19 protein-coding genes are annotated in these 20,692 nt (G+C 73.2%); 11 read left to right on the forward strand and 8 right to left on the reverse strand.

Annotated features, from left to right (window positions below):
• Nucleotides 1-34: 34 nt before the first annotated feature.
• Nucleotides 35-1,576 carry an amidophosphoribosyltransferase gene (purF, locus tag DFQ13_RS32205; protein ID WP_035283504.1) on the reverse strand — a complete coding sequence of 514 codons (1,542 nt, stop codon included), beginning with the start codon at nt 1,574-1,576 and terminating at the stop codon, nt 35-37.
• A 142-nt stretch (nt 1,577-1,718) separates the two neighbouring features.
• Here purF and DFQ13_RS32210 point away from each other — a divergent pair, with 142 nt between their 5' ends.
• Nucleotides 1,719-2,384: a TVP38/TMEM64 family protein gene (locus DFQ13_RS32210; RefSeq protein WP_233438680.1), complete on the forward strand. Its 666-nt coding sequence runs from the start codon at nt 1,719-1,721 to the stop codon at nt 2,382-2,384.
• Between the two features lie 122 nt (nt 2,385-2,506).
• On the opposite strand, the gene DFQ13_RS32215 is transcribed toward DFQ13_RS32210, so the two are convergent.
• The 4 genes from DFQ13_RS32215 to DFQ13_RS32230 are packed head-to-tail and all read right to left on the reverse strand — an operon-like array spanning nt 2,507 to nt 5,471.
• A complete protein-coding gene (locus DFQ13_RS32215) occupies nt 2,507-2,887 on the reverse strand; it encodes a sterol carrier family protein (protein WP_181400257.1) in 381 nt (126 codons plus the stop codon).
• Nucleotides 2,888-2,922: 35 nt separating this feature from the next.
• On the reverse strand, nt 2,923-3,735 hold the full coding sequence (locus DFQ13_RS32220) for an ESX secretion-associated protein EspG (RefSeq protein WP_052021873.1): 813 nt from the start codon (nt 3,733-3,735) through the stop codon (nt 2,923-2,925).
• Nucleotides 3,732-5,081 carry a PPE domain-containing protein gene (locus DFQ13_RS32225; protein ID WP_110082535.1) on the reverse strand — a complete coding sequence of 450 codons (1,350 nt, stop codon included), beginning with the start codon at nt 5,079-5,081 and terminating at the stop codon, nt 3,732-3,734. The genes DFQ13_RS32220 and DFQ13_RS32225 overlap by 4 nt, the downstream gene beginning before the upstream one ends.
• A 6-nt stretch (nt 5,082-5,087) precedes the next feature.
• The gene (locus DFQ13_RS32230) at nt 5,088-5,471 is read right to left on the reverse strand and encodes a hypothetical protein (RefSeq protein WP_110082536.1); all 384 of its coding nucleotides are present in this window, start codon (nt 5,469-5,471) and stop codon (nt 5,088-5,090) included.
• 211 nt (nt 5,472-5,682) lie between these two features.
• On the opposite strand from DFQ13_RS32230, the gene DFQ13_RS32235 reads away from it, so the two are divergent.
• Nucleotides 5,683-6,291 carry a type VII secretion system-associated protein gene (locus DFQ13_RS32235; protein ID WP_233438681.1) on the forward strand — a complete coding sequence of 203 codons (609 nt, stop codon included), beginning with the start codon at nt 5,683-5,685 and terminating at the stop codon, nt 6,289-6,291.
• 501 nt (nt 6,292-6,792) lie between these two features.
• On the opposite strand, the gene DFQ13_RS32240 is transcribed toward DFQ13_RS32235, so the two are convergent.
• Nucleotides 6,793-8,949 (reverse strand): putative bifunctional diguanylate cyclase/phosphodiesterase, encoded by a 2,157-nt coding sequence (locus tag DFQ13_RS32240; RefSeq protein ID WP_233438682.1) that lies wholly within the window; start codon nt 8,947-8,949, stop codon nt 6,793-6,795.
• A gap of 325 nt (nt 8,950-9,274) precedes the next feature.
• Here DFQ13_RS32240 and DFQ13_RS32245 point away from each other — a divergent pair, with 325 nt between their 5' ends.
• From DFQ13_RS32245 to DFQ13_RS32275, 8 genes are all read left to right on the forward strand, one after another.
• Nucleotides 9,275-10,108, forward strand: coding sequence for a lysozyme (locus DFQ13_RS32245; RefSeq protein WP_110082537.1), 834 nt, complete (start codon nt 9,275-9,277; stop codon nt 10,106-10,108).
• A gap of 56 nt (nt 10,109-10,164) precedes the next feature.
• Nucleotides 10,165-11,106, forward strand: coding sequence for a hypothetical protein (locus DFQ13_RS32250; RefSeq protein WP_407643246.1), 942 nt, complete (start codon nt 10,165-10,167; stop codon nt 11,104-11,106).
• Nucleotides 11,107-11,173: 67 nt separating this feature from the next.
• Nucleotides 11,174-11,695: a hypothetical protein gene (locus tag DFQ13_RS34295; RefSeq protein ID WP_035285031.1), complete on the forward strand. Its 522-nt coding sequence runs from the start codon at nt 11,174-11,176 to the stop codon at nt 11,693-11,695.
• Nucleotides 11,695-12,537, forward strand: coding sequence for an ESX secretion-associated protein EspG (locus tag DFQ13_RS34300; RefSeq protein WP_181400258.1), 843 nt, complete (start codon nt 11,695-11,697; stop codon nt 12,535-12,537). Before DFQ13_RS34295 ends, DFQ13_RS34300 begins: the two co-directional genes overlap by 1 nt.
• The gene (locus DFQ13_RS32260; RefSeq protein WP_110082540.1) at nt 12,534-13,919 is read left to right on the forward strand and encodes a lipase family protein; all 1,386 of its coding nucleotides are present in this window, start codon (nt 12,534-12,536) and stop codon (nt 13,917-13,919) included. Before DFQ13_RS34300 ends, DFQ13_RS32260 begins: the two co-directional genes overlap by 4 nt.
• On the forward strand, nt 13,916-14,779 hold the full coding sequence (locus DFQ13_RS32265; protein WP_110082541.1) for a hypothetical protein: 864 nt from the start codon (nt 13,916-13,918) through the stop codon (nt 14,777-14,779). The genes DFQ13_RS32260 and DFQ13_RS32265 overlap by 4 nt, the downstream gene beginning before the upstream one ends.
• 35 nt (nt 14,780-14,814) lie before the next feature.
• On the forward strand, nt 14,815-15,696 hold the full coding sequence (locus DFQ13_RS32270; protein ID WP_110082542.1) for a phosphoribosylaminoimidazolesuccinocarboxamide synthase: 882 nt from the start codon (nt 14,815-14,817) through the stop codon (nt 15,694-15,696).
• A 51-nt stretch (nt 15,697-15,747) separates the two neighbouring features.
• Nucleotides 15,748-16,455: a DUF2334 domain-containing protein gene (locus tag DFQ13_RS32275; protein WP_233438683.1), complete on the forward strand. Its 708-nt coding sequence runs from the start codon at nt 15,748-15,750 to the stop codon at nt 16,453-16,455.
• 64 nt (nt 16,456-16,519) lie between these two features.
• Here the strand turns inward: DFQ13_RS32275 and DFQ13_RS32280 are convergent, their stop codons facing one another.
• Nucleotides 16,520-18,271 (reverse strand): S8 family serine peptidase, encoded by a 1,752-nt coding sequence (locus DFQ13_RS32280; RefSeq protein ID WP_110082543.1) that lies wholly within the window; start codon nt 18,269-18,271, stop codon nt 16,520-16,522.
• Nucleotides 18,272-18,412: 141 nt separating this feature from the next.
• Nucleotides 18,413-19,054: an MBL fold metallo-hydrolase gene (locus tag DFQ13_RS32285; RefSeq protein ID WP_110082544.1), complete on the reverse strand. Its 642-nt coding sequence runs from the start codon at nt 19,052-19,054 to the stop codon at nt 18,413-18,415.
• Between the two features lie 48 nt (nt 19,055-19,102).
• Between DFQ13_RS32285 and DFQ13_RS32290 the strand changes: the two genes are divergently transcribed.
• Nucleotides 19,103-20,590, forward strand: coding sequence for an aldehyde dehydrogenase family protein (locus DFQ13_RS32290; RefSeq protein WP_110082545.1), 1,488 nt, complete (start codon nt 19,103-19,105; stop codon nt 20,588-20,590).
• The last annotated feature ends 102 nt before the right edge of the window (nt 20,591-20,692 follow it).

Raw genomic sequence — 20,692 nt, forward strand, 5'->3', positions numbered from 1 at the left:
CGGAGGCGGGCGGACCGGCGGGGCTGCCGGGCGATCAGGGACGACGCAGGGCGTCCTCGGCACCGTACCCGGCGGCCGGGACGGGTGCGGCGGAGCCGGTCACACCCTTCTCGATCCCCTCCAGCAGGTGCTTGCCGATGAGCGCGTCGTCGGGCAGCGGGATCGGGTACTCGCCGTCGAAGCAGGCCGAGCACAGCCTGCTGCGCGGCTGCTCGCTGGCCGCGATCAGCGACTCCAGCGACACGTAGCCCAGGGTGTCCGCGCCGATGGAGCGGCGGATGCCGTCGAGGTCGAGGCCGTTGGCGATCAGCTCCGCGCGGGAGGCGAAGTCGATGCCGTAGAAGCACGGCCAGCGCACCGGCGGCGAGGCGATCCGCACGTGCACCTCCAGCGCACCGGCCTCGCGCAGCATCCGCACCAGGGCCCGCTGGGTGTTGCCGCGGACCACCGAGTCGTCCACCACGACCAGCCGCTTGCCGCGGATGACGTCGCGCAGCGGGTTGAGCTTGAGCCGGATGCCGAGCTGGCGGATGGTCTGCGACGGCTGGATGAAGGTGCGCCCGACGTAGGCGTTCTTGACCAGCGCGGTGCCGTAGGGGATGCCGCTGGCCTGGGCGTACCCGATGGCGGCCGGGGTGCCGGACTCCGGCACCGGGATGACCATGTCGGCCTCGGCCGGGTACTCCACGGCCAGCTTGCGACCGATCTCCACCCGGGTGGCGTGCACCCCGCGACCGGCGATCGTGGTGTCCGGGCGGGCCAGGTAGACGTACTCGAAGACGCAGCCCTTGGGCTCCGGGGTGGCGAAGCGCGACGAGCGCAGCCCCTCGGCGTCGATGGCGATCAGCTCACCGGGCTCGACCTCGCGGACGAAGGAGGCGCCCACGATGTCCAGGGCCGCGGTCTCGCTGGCCACGACCCAGCCGCGCTCCAACCGCCCCAGCACCAGCGGCCGCACCCCGTGCGGGTCGCGGGCGGCGTAGAGGGTGGACTCGTCGGCGAAGACCAGGCAGTAGGCGCCGCGCACGGTCGGCAGCAGCTCCATCGCCGCCTGCTCGATGCCCTTGTCGGCGGCCCCGGCGGCGAGCAGGCCGGTCAGCAGGTCGGAGTCGGTGGTGGCCCCGCGCATCGCGCCGACACCCAGCTCGGCGCCGCGGTCGCGCAGCTCGGCGGTGTTGACCAGGTTGCCGTTGTGGCCCAGGGACAGGCCGCTGCCGGTGGCCGTGGTGCGGAAGGTGGGCTGGGCGTTCTCCCAGGTGGTGGAGCCGGTGGTGGAGTACCGGCAGTGCCCGACGGCGATGTGCCCGCGCAGGCTGGACAGCACCTGCTCGTCGAACACCTGGCTGACCAGGCCGAGGTCCTTGAAGACCACGATCTGCCTGCCGTCGGAGACGGAGATGCCCGCCGCCTCCTGACCGCGGTGCTGAAGGGCGTAGAGGCCGTAGTAGGCGAGCTTGGCGACTTCCTCGCCGCGGGCCCAGACCCCGAAGACACCGCACTCCTCGCGCGGCTCGGGCTCTGGCTGGTCGGGATCTTGCTGGGACGACGGGCCAGTTGCGGACTGGTCGGTGACCACTCAAGCACTCCCTAGGACGGAACTGGGCTCACCCCAAGTGTAAGTGCTGTTCGGCGGTGCACCGACCGCGGCGAGGTGGGCCGCGTCACCGGGAGGGTCGGCGGTGCGGTCCGCGAACCGGTCGCCGGATACCGTTGCGCGGGTGTCGGGACGCCGCGTGTTGATCGCACTGCTCGCCGTCGTGGTCGCGCTGGTCGTGGCGGGTTCACTGGTGCCCATCCCCAGCCCGGTCGAGGTCCGCGACTGGGCCGCCGGGTTCGGCTGGGCGACCCCGGTGCTGTTCCTGGCGGCGTACTCGCTGCTGACTGTGCCGCCGGTGCCGCGCACGGTGTTCAACCTGTCGGTCGGCCTGGTCCTGGGCGAGGGCTGGGGCATCGCCATCGCCATGGCGGCCACCACCATCGCCGCCGCCCTCGCCTTCTGGCTCAGCCGCGGCCTCGGGCGGCGGTGGGTCGAACCCCACCTGGAGCGGGCCGTGCTGCGGGCGGTGAACTCGCGGCTGACCGGCAGCGGGTTCGCCGGGGTGCTGGGGCTGCGGCTGATCCCGATGGTGCCGTTCTCGGCGATGAACTACTGCTGCGGGCTGTCGGAGATCCGGTGGCAGCCCTACCTGGCGGGGACGTTCCTGGGGTCTGTGCCGGGGACGGTGGCGGCGGTGCTGCTGGGGGACGCGCTGACCGGGACCACGCCGCCGGAGTTGCTGGCGGTGTACGGGGTGTTGGCGATGGTGGGGGCGGTGTTGATGTGGGCGGCGTTGCGGCGGGCTCGGCCCGAGGTGCTGGAGCCGGTCGCGGTTTCTGGTTCCTGACCTGCGCGCTTCTGCGTGGCTGCTTTTCGAGCCTGGTCTTTGCTGGTGGGTGCCCGGCTGGGTGGATGTGTTTGGGCTGGTTGTTGCTGCGCCCGAGGGGGTTCGGGGTGGCTGGGGCTGCGCTAGAAGCGCAGCAGGGGGAGGTGTTCGGAGAGGTCGGCGCGGGAGCCGGAGGCGGAGACCCGGGACTCGGCGACCGCCGTGTGCCAATCGAGGGTGCCGGTGGCGAGTTCGAGCCAGGTCTTGGGGTCGGTTTCGATGGTGTTGGGCGGGTTGCCCCGGGTGTGGCGGGGGCCCTCGATGCACTGGACCGCCGCGAAGGGCGGGACGCGGACCTCGACCGTGTGGCCGGGGGCGTCCTGTTCGAGGGTGCGCAGGCTCAGGCGGACCGCCGCCGCCAGGGTGGGGCGTGGGGGTTGGGGGGCGCCGTCGTACAGCCAGGGGAGGACCTTGGCGACGGCGGTGCGCAGGTCGGTGGCGGTGACCGGTTTGCGGGAGGGCACCGGGTCAGCCCCGGGGCCGGTGTGCGGACACGTGCTCAGCCCTCGGCGGTCCGGCGGACCTCGGTGAGCACCTCGTCCACCTGGTGCACCATGCGGCGCTGGTCGGCGGGGGAGATGGTGGTCCAGAAGGTGCCGTCCGGGGCGGAGCGGCGGATCTGGACGTAGCGGCCCGCGTCGGTGTCGAAGAAGGAGACGACCCGGTCCGCGCGGAGTCGGCGGCCGAGGCGGTCGCGGGCGGCGGCTCCGAAGTTCCCGGTGCCGCGGACGTCGTCGATCATCTCGACCAGGGCTGTCACGTCGTCGGGGCGCAGGCCCCGGGCGGAGAGGGCCAGTTCGAAGCCCTTGCGGGTGCCGTCGGTGGCGCGGGCCGCCGCCTCGAAGTCCTCGGTGCGGAGGGTGACCGACTGGCCGGGGCCCGCCGGGTGCGCCGGGAGGACGCCGACGGCGGCGGCGGCGAGGTTGGCCGCCGAGGTGCGGCTCAGGGTGATCGAGTCCTCGCTGAGGACCGCCAGCGCCGCGTCGTCGCCCGCGGCGCAGGCGATCAGGCGCAGGCCGCGGCCCACCCAGGTGCGGGCGTCGACCTCGCGGTCCGGGCGGGCCAGCAGGGCGAACAGGTGCTCGACCTCCGGGTGCACGTCGACCTTGCGGCCGAGGCCGCGCCGGTCGAGGTCCCCCCACACGCGCTCCTCGATCGCCGCGCGCTCCTCATGGGTCTTGCCCGGGGAGGGCACCTTGACGACCAGCGGCATGGTGCCGGGCCGTAGGTGGCCCCAGAGGACGTCGAACTCCAGGGCGGACAGCGCGATGGGTGGGCGGTCGTCCACGTCGAGGACCCCGAACGCCGTCACCGGTCGGAACCGAGCACGCCCGGTGCCACGTGCCGCTCGTCGCCGAAGATGTCGTCGGTCTCCACCAGGTAGCTGGCGTGCTCGAAGTCCTCTTCCTCGTCCGCGTTCGCGCCGCGGCCGCCGCCCATCGCCCCAGCGCCCGTCCCGGCCTTGCCGCCCGCGGCACCGGCGGTGCCGTTGCGGCCGCCGAGCAGCGAGTCACCGGAGAACGAACCCGCGCCCGCGACGCCGCCGCGGCCCAGGGCGCTGTTGGCCCCGCCGCGCGCCGGGCCCTCGGCGGGAGCGGACCCGCCGAGCCCGCCCGCGAGGGCACCGCGCCGGGCGGCAGCCTCCTGGGCGGCGGCCTGGCCCGCCACCGGGCCGCCGCGGGCCAGGCCCGCGTCGGTGGGGGTGAGGCCGGGGCGGATGCCGCCGGGGAAGCGCGTGGCATCGCCCGAGGGCAGACCGCCGCCGCCGGTGGGCACACCGGTGAGGCCGTTGGGGGTGATCGGGGTGTGCGTGCCACCGCCGGTCGGCGGGACGTAGCCCGCGGGCGTGGTGGAGGCGCTGACCGGCGTGAAGGCCGGGGGGTTCCCACCGGGGACGAACTGGGGCGTGTGCACCGGGCTCGCGCCACCGGTCGGGGCCAGGTACTGGCCGGGGGTGCCGCTGGTGAGCTGCACCGGGGTGTACGACGCGGCGGACGTGCCGCCGTTCGAGCCGCCGGTACCCCCGGTGGCCTGGGAGATGGCGTAGCCGACCTGGTGGCCGACGCCGCCGTCGGGCGCCGGGGTGGAGATGACGACGTCCGGCGGTGGCACGAAGGTGCCCAGCGTGGACGTGTTGAAGTTGGTGCTGGACTGGTAGGAGTCCATGGTGTCGACGGCCTTCTGCGAGGCGGCGTCCTGCGCGGCCTCCTGGGCCTCGTGGTCCTGCGACTGCGCCAGCACGCCCGCCGCCGGACCGGCGTTGCCGGTCAGCAGCGCGGCCCCCGCGGCCAGCTTGTCCCAGCCCGAGGGGGCGGGGGTGGTGACCTGCACCGGTTCCGGCATCTCGGCGCGGGCCCGGCCGACGATGTCGGCCTGGTACTCGGTGGAGGCGCGCATCAGCGAGGCGCCGGACTGCGCGTCGGCGGCCCAGGCCTGCAACGGGGTCAGGCCGGTCTGCGCCTGGTCGGCGGCACCGCCCTCCCAGGTGGCCTGCATGGTGGACAGCTTGGTCGCCAGGTCGGCGTCGATCTGCTCCAGCTCGGCGGTCAGCGCGGACCAGTACTCGGTCTGCGCCGTGGACGCCGCCGGACCCGGCCCGCTGTTGATCATCTTGAAGAGCGTGGGGTGGTCGTACCCCTCCCACCGGTGCATGGCCATCTCAGCTCACCCCTGGTCCCGCTTGCCCCACATGGCGTGGTTGGTGCCTTCCGTGCGCAGGTACCCCTCCTGCGCGGTCTCCAGCGACTCGATCGCCCGGCGCAACTGCTCCTGGTAGCCGCGCAGGCAGGCGATGGCCGAGTCCGCGCCGCCGCCGTTGGTGCGCGCGGTGAAGTCCGTGGCCGCCTCGCCGCTCACCGGGTCCTTGGCCCACTCCGGGACCTCCAGCCCATCCAGCGCGGTGACCTTGGCCTCGACCCGGTCGTACGCCTCGCGGAACGCGGCCAGCGCACCCGGGATGGCGGACGGTTCGATCCGCAGGGTCCGGGTTCCGCTGAAATCGGGCGCCGAGGGCGCGATCGACCCTCCGCCTCCATCGGCCAGGTACACCCCGTACCCCCTCCTGTGTGCGAACGCGACGACTGTAACTCCGATGCGGGCGGATGTGGAACGGTTCCCGCACCTTCGGGGGATCTGGTGACCACTTTTCCGACTACCGACCGCCAGATGTGCAGTACCCCCGCGACCGCCTCCTCACTCGTTCGGGTGGTACAGCACGGGGGGTGTTCGCAAGTGACCCGAGGTAACCGAAGCTGGGAGGGTGCAGCAGCCCGAAATCACCCTCGACATGCGGGTGAGCGCGCGGTCGAACCCCAATAGCTGGTTGTACGTCATCGACCCGGCGTTCAGCCCGGACGTGGACGTGCCCCCGTGGGGCGTGGTCGGCGCCTACCCCGTGGACGACCGCGGCGAGGTCGTCGAGCGCTTCCGGTACAACACCGGGTACCGGCCCTCCCCGGCCGCACTGCGCCTCCCGGTGACGTCCAACCCGCTGGAGAAGCTGTTGCAGCTTGTGCACACCCGCCACCGGCAGCAGGTCGACCTGCTGCCGGTGGTGCTGGACACCACGCTGCTGGTCTACGCCAGCCGCGGCGACGACCGGGCGATCACCGGGTTCCGCAACCACGACGGGCGGGTGCTGGTGCCCGCGTGCACGTCGGCGACGCACGTGCCGGGGGCGTGGCCGGGGTGGCGGGAGGTCTCCGGGCGGGAACTGGCCGGGCAGCTTCGCGGGTGCCCGCTGGTGGTCAACCCGCTCGGGCCGCTGACGGCGGTCATCCCGGCGGCTGATCTGTGCCGTGCCGGTGGGGTCGGGGTTTCCGGTGGGGCTTCTGGTCGGCGTGTTGTGGAGGGTGCTGCGGTCCGCTGAGGGCTTGGGGCGCTGCTTGCGAGTCTGGCTGGGTTGCTGTGGCTGGGTTGCTGTGGCTGGGTTTTAAAAGCCCGGTCGTTTTCGGGGCGTGCCCGGGTGGGTGGATCTGCTTGGGCGGGGCCCCTACAGCGATCATGTGCCCGGTGTGACCGAGTGGGGCGAAAAGAGTGCCCCACTGCCCAGGCAGGCTTGCACATGATCGCTTCCCCCACCCAAGCACATCCACCCACCCGGGCATCTCCGTAGCCGGGCCGGCGGTTTGTTGGGTGGTCGGCGGCTGCGCCGGTGTTGTTCGGCGTAACGGGCCGTCAGACCGGCGGTGGGTGAGGTGGTCGGCGGCTGCGCCCGGTGGGGTTCGGGGTGGCTGGCCGCTTGACCGGCGGTGGGTGAGGTGGTCGCCGGCTGCGCCCGGTGAGGTTGCGGGTGGCTGGCCGCTTGACCGGCGGTTGGTGGGGTGGTCGGTTGCTGCGCCGGTGGGGTTCGGCGGGGTTGGTGGGCGGGTCAGCGGGTGCGTTGGGCTGGGGCGGTGAGGAGTTGCTGGTCGAGCATGCGCTCGATCTCCCCCGGTGGGCCCGCCTTGGCGAACAGCCAGCCCTGGGCGCTGTCGCAGCCGATTTCGCGGAGGCGGTCGGCTTGGGCGGAGTCCTCCACGCCCTCGGCGATGACCTGGTGGCCCAGGGCGTGGGAGAGCGAGACCAGGGTGGTGACGATGGTTTCGTCGCCGGGGTCGAGGGTGTGCGGGTTGCCGACGCCCTCCATGAACGAGCCCGCGAGCTTGATGGCGTGCACCGGCAGGTGGCGGAGGTAGGCGAGGTTGGAGTAGCCGGTGCCGAAGTCGTCGATGGCGATGCGGATGCCCAGGTCGGCCAGTTCGCGGAGGGTGCGCAGGGGGCCGCCGGTGGTGCCCATGATGGCGCTCTCGGTCAGCTCGAGCTGGATGCTCGACGGGGGCAGGCCCGCGGCGGCGATGATGGTGCTGACGTCGGCGACCAGGTCGGGTTCCTGGGTTTGGCGGGCAGCCAGGTTGACGCTGACCACCGGGGCGCGGTCGCCGTAGCGGTCGCGCCAGCGGCGGGCCTGGCCCGCCGCCTCGCGCAGGACCCAGCGGCCCAGGGCCACGATCAGGCCGGTTTCCTCGGCCAGGCCGATGAAGCGGTCCGGGCCGAGCCTGCCGAACTCCGGGTGCGCCCAGCGGACCAGGGCCTCCACCCCGGTCATGGCGCCGTCGCTGAGCCGGACGATCGGCTGGTAGTCGACGTAGAACTCCTCGCTCTCCACGGCGGCGGGCATGCGGGCGGAGAGGGTGAAGCGGGCGACCTCGCGGGCGTTGCGCTCCGGGTCGTAGGCGACCCAGCGGTTCTTCCCATCCGCTTTCGCCCAGTACAGGGTCACGTCGGCGTCGCGCATGGTCTCGGCGGGGGTGGCGTCGGCGACGGCCCGCTCGACCAGGCCGATGGAGGCGGAGACGGCGAGCCGGTGGCCGCCGATGGGGATCGGTTCGGCCAGGGCGCGCAGGATGCGGCCCGCGAGGGCCTCCAGGTTCGCGCGGGTGCTGTTCTCCACCAGGACCACGAACTCGTCGCCGCCCATCCTGGCGACCATGCGGTCCTCGGCGCTGACCAGGTGGTCGAGCCGGGCGGCGATGGCGACCAGCAGCTCGTCGCCGATGTCGTGGCCCAGGCTGTCATTGATGACCTTGAAGCCGTCGAGGTCGAGGTAGCACAGGCCGACGCGGTGGTCGTCGCCGCGGGCGAAGGCGGTGGCGAGCCGCTCGGCGAACAGGGCGCGGTTGGCCAGGCCGGTCAGCGGGTCGTGGTCGGCCTGGTGGCGCAGGCGCTGCTGGAGCTGGTGGCGCTCGGTGACGTCCTCGGCCATGGCGACCAGGAACTGCGGGACACCCACCTCGTCGCGCACCAGGCTGACCGACAGGTCGGTGCGCAGCGGGCTGCCGTCGGCGCGGCGCAGCAGCCGCTCGCCGCGGAAGTGGTCGCGCTCGCCGCTGCGCAGCGCGTCCAGGGAGTTGACCGCCTCCGGGTCCTCGTCGGGGTGGCGCAGCTCGGTGACCGGCATGTGGCGAAGCTGGGAGACCCGGTAGCCGAGCATGTCGGCCAGGGCGGCGTTGGCCTCGATCACGTGGCCGTCGGCGTCGCTGATGCAGATGCCGACCGCGGCCTGGGTGAACATGGCGCGGAAGCGGGCCTCGCTGGCCAGCAGCGCCGACTCCGCGCCGCGGCGGGCGTCCAGCGCGGCCCGGCGGATGGCCTCCTGGTCGCGGAAGATGCGGTCCTGCATGGCGGTGGTGAACCCGGCGGCGAAGGCGCCCTGGACCGCGGGCACCCGGCGGGCGGCGGTCGGGTCGCCCTCGGCGCCGACGGCGCGCAGCAGGTCCTCGCCGATCAGCCGCACGGAGGCGGCCAGCGTGCGGGCGGCGGCGAACCGCAGCTCGACCACCGCGACCCCGACCCGTTCCACCGGTTCCGGCGCGAACCGCTCGGTGCGCACGGCCTCGGCCAGCACCTCGGTGTACTCGCGCACCCGGGCGACCAGGGTGCGCTGGTCCATGCCCGCGTAACCGGTCTCGGCGAGCGCGGCCGCCCACACCTCGGCGAACGCCGAGACCCCGTCCCGTTCCGTCCCGTCCGGCACCGTGCTGCCCACCACCACTCCCTCCGCGGTCCGTCGAAGAGTTTCGCCTGTACAACGGCGGGTGGCCAGCCCGGATGCGGGATTCGCAGGTCGTTTCGCCGCTGCTCACCCACCGCGTTCAGCCGATCACATGGCGGAGTCGAGGGTAGGTGATCTTGTGGGGAGTTTTCCAGTGCGACACCGCACGTCAATGCAGCTCCCCCTACTTTCCTGCATATTCAGTGATCAATTCACACAAAAGCGTGACAAGTGGGTGGTGAACCGATAACAATCGAGATCCGGGCAGCCACTCCCTGTACAGCTGTTCGTCTCGAGGGCATTCGGAAAGGACCTCCCCATGAAGTCCACCGCTCGCGGCACCAGACGCGGCTTGGCCGCCGCGCTCGCCGCATCAGCCGTCGCCATCGGTCTCTTCGTCGCCGTCCCGCAGGCGAACGCAGGCCAGGACGGCGACGAAGCCGACCGGACCACGAACCACACCATGGGCTCGCAGATCCGCGAGCACGAGGGCGTTGACACCCGGGCGGGCGATGTCGCCGACCCCGGTGTCCAGGCCACCCTGTCCGGGATCGACGTCGCCAGCTACCAGGGCAATGTGGACTGGAAGGCGCACTGGAACGCGGGCAAGCGGTTCGCCTACGTCAAGGCGACCGAGGGCCTGACCTACAAGAACCCGTACTTCTCCCAGCAGTACACCGGTTCCTACAACGTCGGCATGATCCGGGGCGCCTACCACTTCGCCCTGCCCAACGTGTCCTCCGGCGCGCAGCAGGCCAACTACTTCGCCTCCAGCGGCGGCGGCTGGTCGCGCGACGGCAAGACCCTGCCGGGGGTCGCGGACCTGGAGTACAACCCGTACGGCGCCACCTGCTACGGCCTGTCACAGGCGTCGATGGCGGCCTGGATTCGCGACTTCGCCAACACCTACCGGGCGCGCACCGGCCGCGACGCGGTGTTCTACACCAGCACCAGTTGGTGGTCGCAGTGCGTCGGCAGCGCCCAGGCGTTCGCGGGCACCAACCCGCTGTGGGTCGCCCGCTACAGCTCCAGCGTGGGCACGCTGCCCTACAACTGGGGCGTGTGGACGTTCTGGCAGTACACCTCGTCGCCGTTGGACACGAACTACTTCAACGGGGCGATCGACCGGCTCCAGGCGATGGCCAACGGCTGATCCGCGACCCGGGGGCCGCGGGCGCGGCTCCCGGGTCCGGTAGCTTCCGCCGCGTGATGTGGGCCTTCGTGATCACCGGCGCGGTGTCGCTGCTCGCAGGCGCGGTCACCGGGGTCGTCGGGCTCCTGCGCCGCTCGCGCGGCGAGCGGCTGTGGCTGGCGGCGACGATCCTGTTGTCGGTGGGGTTGCTCGGGCTGGTGTCGGGCTGGCTGCTGAGCGAACCGAACCCCAACCGCGGCGAGGCGCTCAAGACCGGCGGCCTCGCCGCGGGCGCCGTGGTCGCGCTGTACGCGCTGTGGCTCAACGACCGCAAGCGGCGCACCGACGAGCAGCGCCACGACGTCGAGCGCCTGCGCCAGGACCTGGAGTCCGAGCGCACCCGGCACGACCGCGAGCGCGTCGCCGACGAGCGCTTCGCCAGGGCCGTGGAGCTGCTGGGCAACCCGGCCGGGCAGGTGCGGGTGGGTGCGCTGCACGTGCTGGCGGGCGTCGCGCGCAGCCGCCCCGAGTACACCCAGACCGTGCTCGACGTGTGCTGCGCCTACCTGCGCTGGCCGTTCGACCGGTCCGGCGCGGTGGACCTCGGCGAGCAGCAGGTGCGGCTGACCGCGCAGCGGGTGATCGCCGACCTGCTGCCCAGGACCGCCGACGAGACGCCGGGGACGCCGCACTACGACCTCAACCTGACCGGCGCCGACCTGCAGTACTTCGACATCTCCGAGCGCGTCGTCGGCGAGCTGACCCTGCGGCGCGCGAACCTGCACGAGTCGAACTCGCTGTGGAGCTGCCACGTGCACGGCGACGCCTGGTTCACCGCCGCACGCAGCCACGGCATCCTGCACGCCGACGACGTGGTCTTCGAGCGCAAGGCGTGGTTCAGCGGCTTCACGGCCGACTCGCGCGTCCGGTTGGCCCGGGTCAGGTATCTGGGCCCGACGAAGTTCGACGGCGCGCGCTTCCCCGGAGCCCCCGGGATCGGCGAAGATTCCCCCGGTTGACGGGGAACCGGAACGCGCCGGGTCCCGTCCACCACTGTCGAGGAGTTCCGACCCCTGGGGGTGGCAGGTGGCGTTCTACGGCGACCCGGACGAGCTGGACCGGTTGGCGGGGCAGATCGAGCAGCGGGCCGAGGAGGTCCGCAAGCACGGCCGGGACATGGACACCCAGGCGCGGGGGATGCGGTGGAAGTCCATCGCCGCCGACCGCTGCCGGGAGACCATCGCCGCCGACCGCAAGAAGCTCGACGCCACCGCGGACAAGCTGGACGCCGCCGCCGCGGCGCTGCGGCAGCACGCGCAGCAGGTGCGCGAGCTGATCGCCGCGATCAAGCGGATCGGCGAGCAGGTCGTGAACTGGTTCAACGGGGCCATCGACCGGTTCAACCAGGCCGTGGAGAGCTTCAAGAACGCCGTGGCCGACGTGGCCCGCGGGGTGGGCGACGCGCTCGGCTTCGGCGGGGACTCCCCGCAGCCGCCCCGGCCGCCGTGGGAGGGCTGGAAGTACCAGCCGAACAGCCTGCCGCCGTTCGGCGACAAGCAGTGGCTCGACGTGGGCGAGTACATGCGGGCCCAGGGCGTGGCGTCCTAGTGCCCGCCGCCACCGACCAGCCGGTCACCGCCCCGCACCGGTTGGTGCTGACCGCGGCGGAGTACGCCTTCCTGGTCGCCGAGTCGGGGTTCGACCTGCCGCCGGAGTGGGCGCCCGCACCGGACATCACCACCGGGGCCGAGGCCGCGGCGCTGCTCGACCGGGGCGTGCTGCGCGGCTCTGGCGACCTGACCACGGTGCACCCGTCGGTGGAGGCGAACCTGCGGGTGCTCGCCGCGCCGCGGATCATGATCGACACCACCGCCACCGTCGGCGCCCGCGGCTCGCGCAGCCTGCACGCGTTCAACGGCGCGCTCGGGGCGTCGCTGTTCCTGCTGCCGGAGGCGGCGGTGGAGCTGTCGCTGTTCGCCGCGGTCGACCTGGGCCGCGAGCTGGTGCGGGCGGTCCCGGCGTGGCAGGCGGGCGGGTTCGGGTCGCTGCTGGACGACCCCGTGACCGAGGCGCCGCTGCGCGGGAGCGTGCCGCTGGACGCGCTGCACGAACTCGGCATCGCCGACCTGATGCGCGAGGCCGACCCCGGCGCCGCCGCGCACGTCCTCGACGTGCTCAGGCTGCCGGAGGCGGAGGCGGCGTTCGCCCAGGAGGTCGTGCGCCGCACCGACGGCGTGCTGCGCTGCCTGGCGACCGCGGTGGTCCACGCGAGCAGCGACCGGCCCCAGGTGCGGTCGGCCCAGTTGACCTGGCTGCACAGCGACACCGGCTGGGTGGGCATCCGCCCGGCCGCGGTCGGCACGGACCGGCGGCTCGTCGAGCTGGCGCCGGTGGAGCGGGACGAGATCGGGGTCTGGCTGGCCCCCTACGTGGCGGAGGCACTGACATGACCGGCCCCGGAGTCACCAACCTGAACGTCGAGGGCGGCGCGGGCGGCAGCGACGCGGTCTACGAGGACCTGGCGGCCATGGGCGGGCTGACCGACGACGTCGCGGGCCAGACGCTGACGATCGCCATGACCAGCCACCGCTACCTCGCCGACGCCGACGTCGTCGCCTCTGGCATCCTCAACCCGGCCGGGCTGGTCCGGTTCGAGGGCGCGCTGCTCGGCGCGCTGGACGGCCCCAGCGGGCTCACCGCGACCTCGGCCGCCATCGGCCTGCGCGGCCTGGCGCTGCAGGCGACGAACCAGGCCTACCAGCTCACCGACGACCTCAACGCCCAGGCGCTGGCGGCGGGCCGCTGGCTGGCCGGTGCGGCGATCGGCTCCACCGGCCTGCTCGGCACCGCCGCCGCGGCCGGGGGCACCGCCGCGGTGATCGCCGCCGACGTGCACCTCAACTACGACGGCGACTGGCAGCGCTGGCTGGTCGAGCACCCCGGCATGGTCGACACCCTGCTCGGGATGACCCCGGGCGCGCTGAGCGCGATGGGCTTCCCGAGCACCCTGGGCTCGCTCACCGGCCTGATCGCCGACGCCTACCCCGACGGCGACGCGCAACTGCTGGACAAGGGCACCGCCACCGACCCGCGCGCCACCACCCCGCCCGGCGGCCTCGGCGACCTCATCGACGGCCTGGACTTCCGCAACTCGGAGAACTCCGACGTGCGCGGCGAGGGGTCCAACATCGACGTCAAGGCGGTGAAGGACGCAGGAGGCAACATCACCGGCTACATCGTCGACGTCCCCGGCACCAACGTGTGGAACCTGCCCGGCGGCGACAAGGGCAGCGCCAACGACTTCGGCGTCAACGTCGACGGCATGGCGGGCAACGAAACCGTGCTGCAAAAGGGCATCGACCAGGCCCTGCAACGCGCGGGCGTCCCGGCCGACGCGCCGGTCATGCTGGTCGGGCACAGCCAGGGCGGAATCATCGCCGCCCGCGCCGCCAACGACTTCGTGACCAATGGCCAGTACAACGTCACGCACGTGATCACCGCGGGCTCACCGGTCGGCAACATCCCGGTCCCCGACAGCGTGCAGGTGCTGTCGCTGGAGAACAACGGCGACGTCGTCCCGCACCTCGACGCCCGCGACAACCCGGCCACGGACAACCGCACCACGGTCACCTTCGACAACCAGACCGGCACCGCGGGCGGCAACCACGCCATCAGCGGCCCCGGCGGGCAGGACGCCAACTACGAGGCGGCGGCCCGCCAACTCGACGGCAGCACCGACCCGTCGGTCGTCCGCTTCCGCGACGGCCTGGGGAACTTCACCGGGGGAACCTCGGTGGACACGCACCAGTACAAGGTGGAACGCAAGCAGTGAAGAAGCGCGCGGCGTCGGTCCTGGCGGGTCTGCTGCTGGCGGCGGGCTGCACCGAATCCCAGCCCGCCGAGGTCCCGGCCGACTTCGAGGGCGCCGTGCGCGCCCTGCTCGCCGACGCCACCTTCGGCGCCCGCACCTGCGGTGCCGCGCTGGACGCCGACCCGGGCAGCAAGGTCTTCGCCTGGGCGGACGCCGCGCTGCCCGCCACCAGGGTCGACCGGTTGCGGGCGGCGGCGGTCGCGGCGGGCTGGCAGCCGCAGCGGACCGACCGCTACGCCCTCGCCCTCACCGGCCGGGACAACCGCAGGCTTGCGGTCACCCTGGACGGCGACCGGGCCACGGTCCGCGCCGAGTCGAACCGGTGCAGCACCCAACCCACCGAGGCCCTGCCCGACGACGCGTTCTCCCGCCCGGAGCCGACCGACGCGCAGCGGGCGGCGCTGACCGCGGTGTTCCCGCCCGCCCGGGACCTGGCCCTGCGGTTCGCCGCGGCCGCTGGGGTGGACCTGGACGCGGCGCTGTTCCCGGTCGATACGGACGAGCCGCCGCCCGCCTGGCTGACCACCTGCCAGGATGGCGACCGGTTCGGCCTGCGCCTGGCCGCCGACACCAGCACGACCCTGCCCGAGTCGACCGATGTCCCACCGGCGCACGAGCGACTGGTCGCCGGGGTCCGGGAGGGCTGGTCGGTCAAGCCCAAGCTGGCGGGGCAGCGCTCCTGGGTCGACGCGGAGCAGGTCATCGCGGGCCACCCGGTGACCGTGTCGTCGTTCCTGGACAAGCGGACGTCGACCTCCGGGCAGACCACCGTGCAGTTCGACGTGCGGGTGGACGTGGCGGGCTGCGTCCCGCCCGGCTGAGCGTGCGGCCGATCACGGCCGTAGGCTGCGCAAACGTGCCCACGCTCGCTGATTATCCCCAGATCGCCGCAGGCAAGGTCCGCGAACTGCACGCGATCGACGACGACCACCTGCTGCTGGTCGCCTCGGACCGCATCTCCGCCTACGACTTCGTGCTGGAGTCGGAGATCCCGGACAAGGGTCGCGTCCTGACCGCGATGAGCGTCTTCTGGTTCGAACTGCTCGCCGACCTCGTCCCCAACCACCTGGTGGCCTGGGACGACGAGCGCATCCCGGCCGAGGTCCGCGGCCGGGCCCTGGTGGTGCGGCGGCTGGAGATGCTCCAGGTCGAGGCCGTCGCCCGCGGCTTCCTGGCGGGCTCGGGCACCCTGGACTACAACCGCACCGGGTCGGTCTGCGGCATCGCCCTGCCCCCCGGCCTGGTCGAGGGCTCCCGCCTCCCGGAACCCATCTTCACCCCCGCGACGAAGGCCCCGGTCGGCGAGCACGACGAGAACGTCGACTACGCCGCCGTGGTCGCCGAGATCGGCCCCGAGCTGGCCGCGGAGGTCCGCGCGCTGACCCTCGCGGTCTACGGCCGCGCCGCCGCGCACGCCGAGACCCACGGGGTGATCCTGGCCGACACCAAGTTCGAGTTCGGCCTCCGCGACGGTCAGGTCGTCCTGGGCGACGAGGTGCTGACGCCGGACTCCTCGCGCTACTGGCCGGTCGACACCTGGGTGCCCGGCGCGGCCCAGCCCTCGTTCGACAAGCAGTACGTCCGCGACTGGCTGACCTCCCCCGAGTCCGGCTGGGACCGCGCCTCCGACACCCCGCCGCCCGCCCTGCCCGCCGAGGTCGTCGCGGCCACCCGGTCGCGCTACGTCCAGGCCTACGAGCAGGTCACCGGACGCGATTTCGCGGACTGGATCGCCTAGGTCACCGTCCGCGACACCTCGGGTACACCCCGGTGCGGTGTCCTGGGTGTCGTGACGGCCCGACTGCTGGTCTCCCTGTCCGGTGTCGACCCCCGGACCCTGTCCTCCTGCGCCGACCTCGCCAAAGCCCTCGACACCCGCGGCGTTCCGCTGACCCTGCTCGTCGCCCCCCGGCTGACCACCCCCGACACCCTCGCCTGGATTCGCACCCGCACCTCCGACGCGGTCCTGATGCACGGCTCCGACCACGCCACCAACCCCGGCGTGGTGCGCCGGGGCCGCAGGCCGGAGTTCGCCGCCCTGCCCGCCCACGAGGCGGGCCTGCGACTGACCGCGGCCATGGCCGCGATGGAACGCGCCGGTCTCACCGCCGACGGCTTCGCGGGCCCCCGCTGGCTGGCGTCCCCCGGCACCAGGACCGCGCTGCGCGCCCGGGGCTTCCGCCTGTGCGCGGACGCCTTGGCCGTCCACGACCTGCGCACCGGTGAGGCCCACCGCGCGAAGGTCCAGTCGCTGGGCCACCGGGACACCCCGGGCCGCCGGGAGAGCACGGAAACCCTCCGCTGCTTCGCCCTGGTCCTCGCCGCCGCCCGCACCACCCGCCGCCAGGCCACCCTCCGCCTGGCCGTGGCCGCCACCGACCTCACCCGCCCCGGCCCCCGCCAGGCCGTCCTCGACGCGGTGGACGTCGCCCTCGGCAACAACGCCACCCCCGCCACCTACGCGGCGCTGGTCGCACCCCAGCCGATCAGGCGCTGATCACCTCCCGGCGCACGACGGAGCCCCGGTCCCCGAAGCACGGGACCGGGGCTCCGGGGTCGGGTCAGAAGGTGAGCTTCCAGGAGTTGATGAAGCCGGTGTCGCTGCTGTAGATGTCGCGGACCTGCAACTTCCAGGTGCCGTTGGCGGTTTCGCCCGCGGCGGCGGCGACCGTGTACGAGGCGATCACGTTGTCCGCCGAGTCGCTGCTGGAGGAGTTCTTCAACCGGTAGGCGGTGCCGTCCGGGGCGATGAGGTCGATGACCAGGTCGCCGCGGTAGGTGTGGGTGATGTTGACGTCGGCCTTGAGGGTGGCCGGGGCGGTGCCTGCGACGCCCGTGGCGGTGATCGGGCTGGTCACGGCCGCGCCCGCGTCCGGGATCGGGACGTCGGTGGTGTTCTCGAACGACGGGCCGGTGCCGGTCGGGGCGCCCACGGCCTCCTTGGCGTCCACCCGGCCCTCGCCGAAGAAGTTGTTCTTCGCGGTGGTCCCGGCGCAGCGGGAGTCGGTGCAGGCGAGGTCGTCGGCCTGGGCGGCCAGCTTCGCCCGGAGCGCGGCCGGGGTGGCGGTGCGGTCGGCGGCGGCCAGCAGGGCGGCCACGCCCGCGACGTGCGGGGAGGCCATCGAGGTGCCCGACATGGCGCCGTACCCGCCGCCCGGGATGGTGGAGTACACGTTGTCGCCCGGGGCGGCCGTGAAGACCTTGTCCGTGCCGTAGTTGGAGAACGAGGACTTGGTGTTCGACGAGGTGATCGAGGAGACGGCCACCACCGAGGGCAGCTCGGCGGGCAGGCTCAGGCACGGGGTGGTGACCGGGCGGCTGACCGGGGTGGAGTCGTCCGGGCTGCTGGTGTCGGTGCTCTTGGCGGCCAGGTTGTAGTTCTGGTTGCCCGCGGCGGCCACGTTCAGCACACCCTTGCCCTCGGCGTAGGCGACGGACCGCCGGACGCCCTCCAGGATCGCGGCCTGGTCGAGGTCGCCAGGGCAGTTGAACAGCCACGGGTCGACGTAGTAGCTGCTGTTGGTCACCTTGAAGCCCATGTCGCCGGAGAAGACGAAGGCGCAGATGGTGTTCTCCGCGTAGAACATCTGCGTCGTCGGCTCGGCGACGCGGACGGCGGCGATGGTGGTGGCCGGGGCGACGCCGACCATCCCCTTGCCGTTGCGGGCGGCGGCGACGGTGCCCGCGACGTGCGTGCCGTGGTCGCCGACCGGGCGCCAGGCCCCCGCCCGGGTGTCGAGCCTGCCGTAGGCGCAGGAGGCGGACTTGGCGGCGACGAAGTTGGCCTTGAGGTCGTAGTGCTGGTCGTCGACCCCGGTGTCGAGGATGCCGACGGTCACCGACGGGGAACCGGGGTTGACCGCCCAGGCCTGGTCGGCGCCGATCTGGGTCATGTCGGCGCGGGCGGTCTCGGCGGCCGTGGGGGTGCTCTGGGCGGGCGCGGCGGGGATGGCCGGGTTGGCCGCGGCGGCGGGCACGTCGGTCGTCCGGGTGGCGCCGACCTGCTGGACCCCGGTCACCGCGCGCATCCTGGGAGCGAAGTCGGCGGCGGCCGAGTGCGCCACGACGACGCCGATCGCGTCGTAGGAGGCGTAGACCGTGCCGCCGTTGGCGCCCACGGCGGTCTTGGCGCCGCCGGTGCCGTTCGGGGCGGTGATCACCAGGTAGGAGCGCAGGCCCGCTGCGGCGGCGTCGGCCGTGGCGGGGCTCGTCGGGGCGGCGACCGCGGGTGTCGCGGGCACGGCGATCAGTCCGACCCCGAGCGCGACGGCGGTGGCCGCGCGGCGGAGCCGGGAGTGGGAACGCAGGAACACGATGTCCTCCGGACGACTCTGGGGGCGTTCCCGGGCCGGGCAGCCCGGGGCAGGGCGCCCCGTCACACCAGCAGACGGCGGCACGGGCCGCGCGGGACGCCCGGGATCGGAAAAACCCCCGGATTCACCCCACCCGGTGGATCAGACCGCCGTGGTCTCCCGCAGCGCCAGCACCTTCACCTCGGCGCCCTCGGGGGCCAGGCCCGCGAACCGGTGGTGCGACATGTCGATCCCGGCCCGGCTGAGGGTCTGCTCGTGGATGGGCACCGCGACCCGGGGCGCGACGGCGCGGAAGAACTCGACCGCGTCGCCGAGCTTGAGCCAGGGGGCGCCGGTGGGCAGGCCGAGGACGTCGACCGGCCGGTCGGGCACGAAGAACGAGTCGCCCGGGTGGTAGAACGCGCCGCCGTCGACCAGGTAGCCCAGGTTCGGCGGGACCTCGATCTCCGGGTGGATCTCGGCGTGCGCACCGCCGACGACGTCGACCCGCGCCCCGCCCAGCTCCAGCCCGTCACCGGGGCGCACGGTGCGCCCGGTCAGCCCGGACTTGGCGGCCTCGGCGGCGGAGGCGGCGTCGAGGACCAGCTCCGCGTGCGGGTTGGCCGCCATCAGCTCGGCCAGCCGGGGGCCGTCGAGGTGGTCGGCGTGCATGTGCGTGACCAGCACGGCGTCGAGGTCGCGCAGGTCCTCGAAACCGGAGGAGAACGCCCCGGGGTCGATCAGCAGTGCCGCCGAGCCGGTCTCCAGCAGCACACAGGAATGCCCGAAGTGCGTCACCTTCATACCCGTCATGGTATCGCCACCCGGATTACCGCTGGGTAGCTTGGAGGCATGACCAGCGTGCAGTCGAAGCAGACCACTTTCGAGTCGCTCAACCCGGCCACGGACGAGGTGGTGGGCACCCACCCGGTCCACACGGCCGAGGAGGTGCAGGCCGCCGTGCGCCGGGCCGAGGCCGCCGCCGCGTGGTGGGACTCGCTGGGCTTCGCGGGCCGGGCCGAACGGTTGCAGCGCTGGAAGGGCACCATGACCCGGCGCGCGGCGCAGCTCGCGGACGTGGTGCACGCCGAGACCGGCAAGCCGCACGCGGACGCGATGCTGGAGATCATCCTCGCCATCGACCACACGGCGTGGGCGGCGAAGAACGCCAAGAAGGTGCTCGGCCCGCACCGCCGCTCGCCCGGCCTGCTCATGTCGAACCAGGCGGCGTCGGTGGAGTACCACCCGCTGGGCGTCGTGGGGGTGATCGGGCCGTGGAACTACCCGGTGTTCACGCCGATGGGATCGATCGCGTACGCGCTGGCCGCCGGGAACGCCGTGGTGTTCAAGCCCAGCGAGTACACCCCCGGCGTGGGTGAGTGGCTGGTGCGCACGTTCGCCGAGGCGGTGCCGGAGCAGCCGGTGCTGCAACTGGTCACCGGCTACGGCGAGACCGGCGCGGCGCTGTGCCGGGCGGGGGTCGCGAAGATCGCCTTCACCGGCTCGCCCGCCACCGGCCGCAAGATCATGGCCGCCTGCGCGGAGACGCTGACCCCGGTGCTGATCGAGGCGGGCGGCAAGGACGCCATGCTGGTCGACGCGGACGCCGACGTCGACGCCGCCGCCGACGGCGCGGTCTGGGGCGGGATGTCCAACGCGGGCCAGACCTGCACCGGCATCGAGCGTGTCTACGTGCACGAGAAGGTCTACGACCGGTTCGTCGCCGCGGTCACCGAGAAGGCGGGCGCGGTCCGCCCCGGCTACGACGACTCGGCCGCCATCGGCCCGATCACCATGCCCGCGCAGCTCGCGATCATCCGCCGCCACATCACCGAGGCGCTGGCGGCCGGTGGGCGGGCCGTGGTCGGCGGCGCCGACTCGGTGGGCGACAAGTACGTGCAGCCCACGGTGCTGGTGGACGTGCCGGAGGACGCGTCGGCGGTCCGCGAGGAGACCTTCGGGCCGACGCTGACCATCGCCAAGGTCCGGGACATGGACGAGGCGGTGGCCAAGGCCAACGACTCCAAGTACGGCCTGGGCGGATCGGTGTTCGCCAAGGCGCGGGGCATGGAGCTGGCCAGGAAGCTGCGCAGCGGGATGACCTCGGTCAACTCGGTGATCAGCTTCGCCGGGGTGCCGTCGCTGCCGTTCGGCGGCAGCGGCGACTCCGGCTTCGGCCGCATCCACGGCCCGGAGGGGCTGCGCGAGTTCGGCCGGGCCAAGGCCATCACCCGGCAGCGGTTCACCGCCCCGCTGACGCTGACCTCGTTCGCCCGGGGCGCCAAGGTCGACGCCCAGGTGGCCAAGCTGATCACGCTCCTGCACGGCAGGCGCCGCTGACCACCGTTCCCGAGGGGAACAAGCACCGCTGACGGCCGTTTCCGACGGGAACACCACGCGTCGGCTTGTTCCGGCGGGAACAAGCGGAAGGCCCCCGACCTG

The sequence above is a fragment of the Actinokineospora spheciospongiae genome (assembly GCF_003182415.1).
Lineage (GTDB): Bacteria > Actinomycetota > Actinomycetes > Mycobacteriales > Pseudonocardiaceae > Actinokineospora > Actinokineospora spheciospongiae.

Coding starts and splice junctions, on each gene's coding strand:
- DFQ13_RS32225 (WP_110082535.1), bottom strand. CDS start 5,081: ATGGCCATGCACCGGTGGGAGGGGTACGACCACCCCACGCTCTTCAAG.
- DFQ13_RS32245 (WP_110082537.1), top strand. CDS start 9,275: ATGAAGTCCACCGCTCGCGGCACCAGACGCGGCTTGGCCGCCGCGCTC.
- DFQ13_RS32250 (WP_407643246.1), top strand. CDS start 10,165: ATGTGGGCCTTCGTGATCACCGGCGCGGTGTCGCTGCTCGCAGGCGCG.
- DFQ13_RS32260 (WP_110082540.1), top strand. CDS start 12,534: ATGACCGGCCCCGGAGTCACCAACCTGAACGTCGAGGGCGGCGCGGGC.
- DFQ13_RS32285 (WP_110082544.1), bottom strand. CDS start 19,054: ATGAAGGTGACGCACTTCGGGCATTCCTGTGTGCTGCTGGAGACCGGC.
- DFQ13_RS32290 (WP_110082545.1), top strand. CDS start 19,103: ATGACCAGCGTGCAGTCGAAGCAGACCACTTTCGAGTCGCTCAACCCG.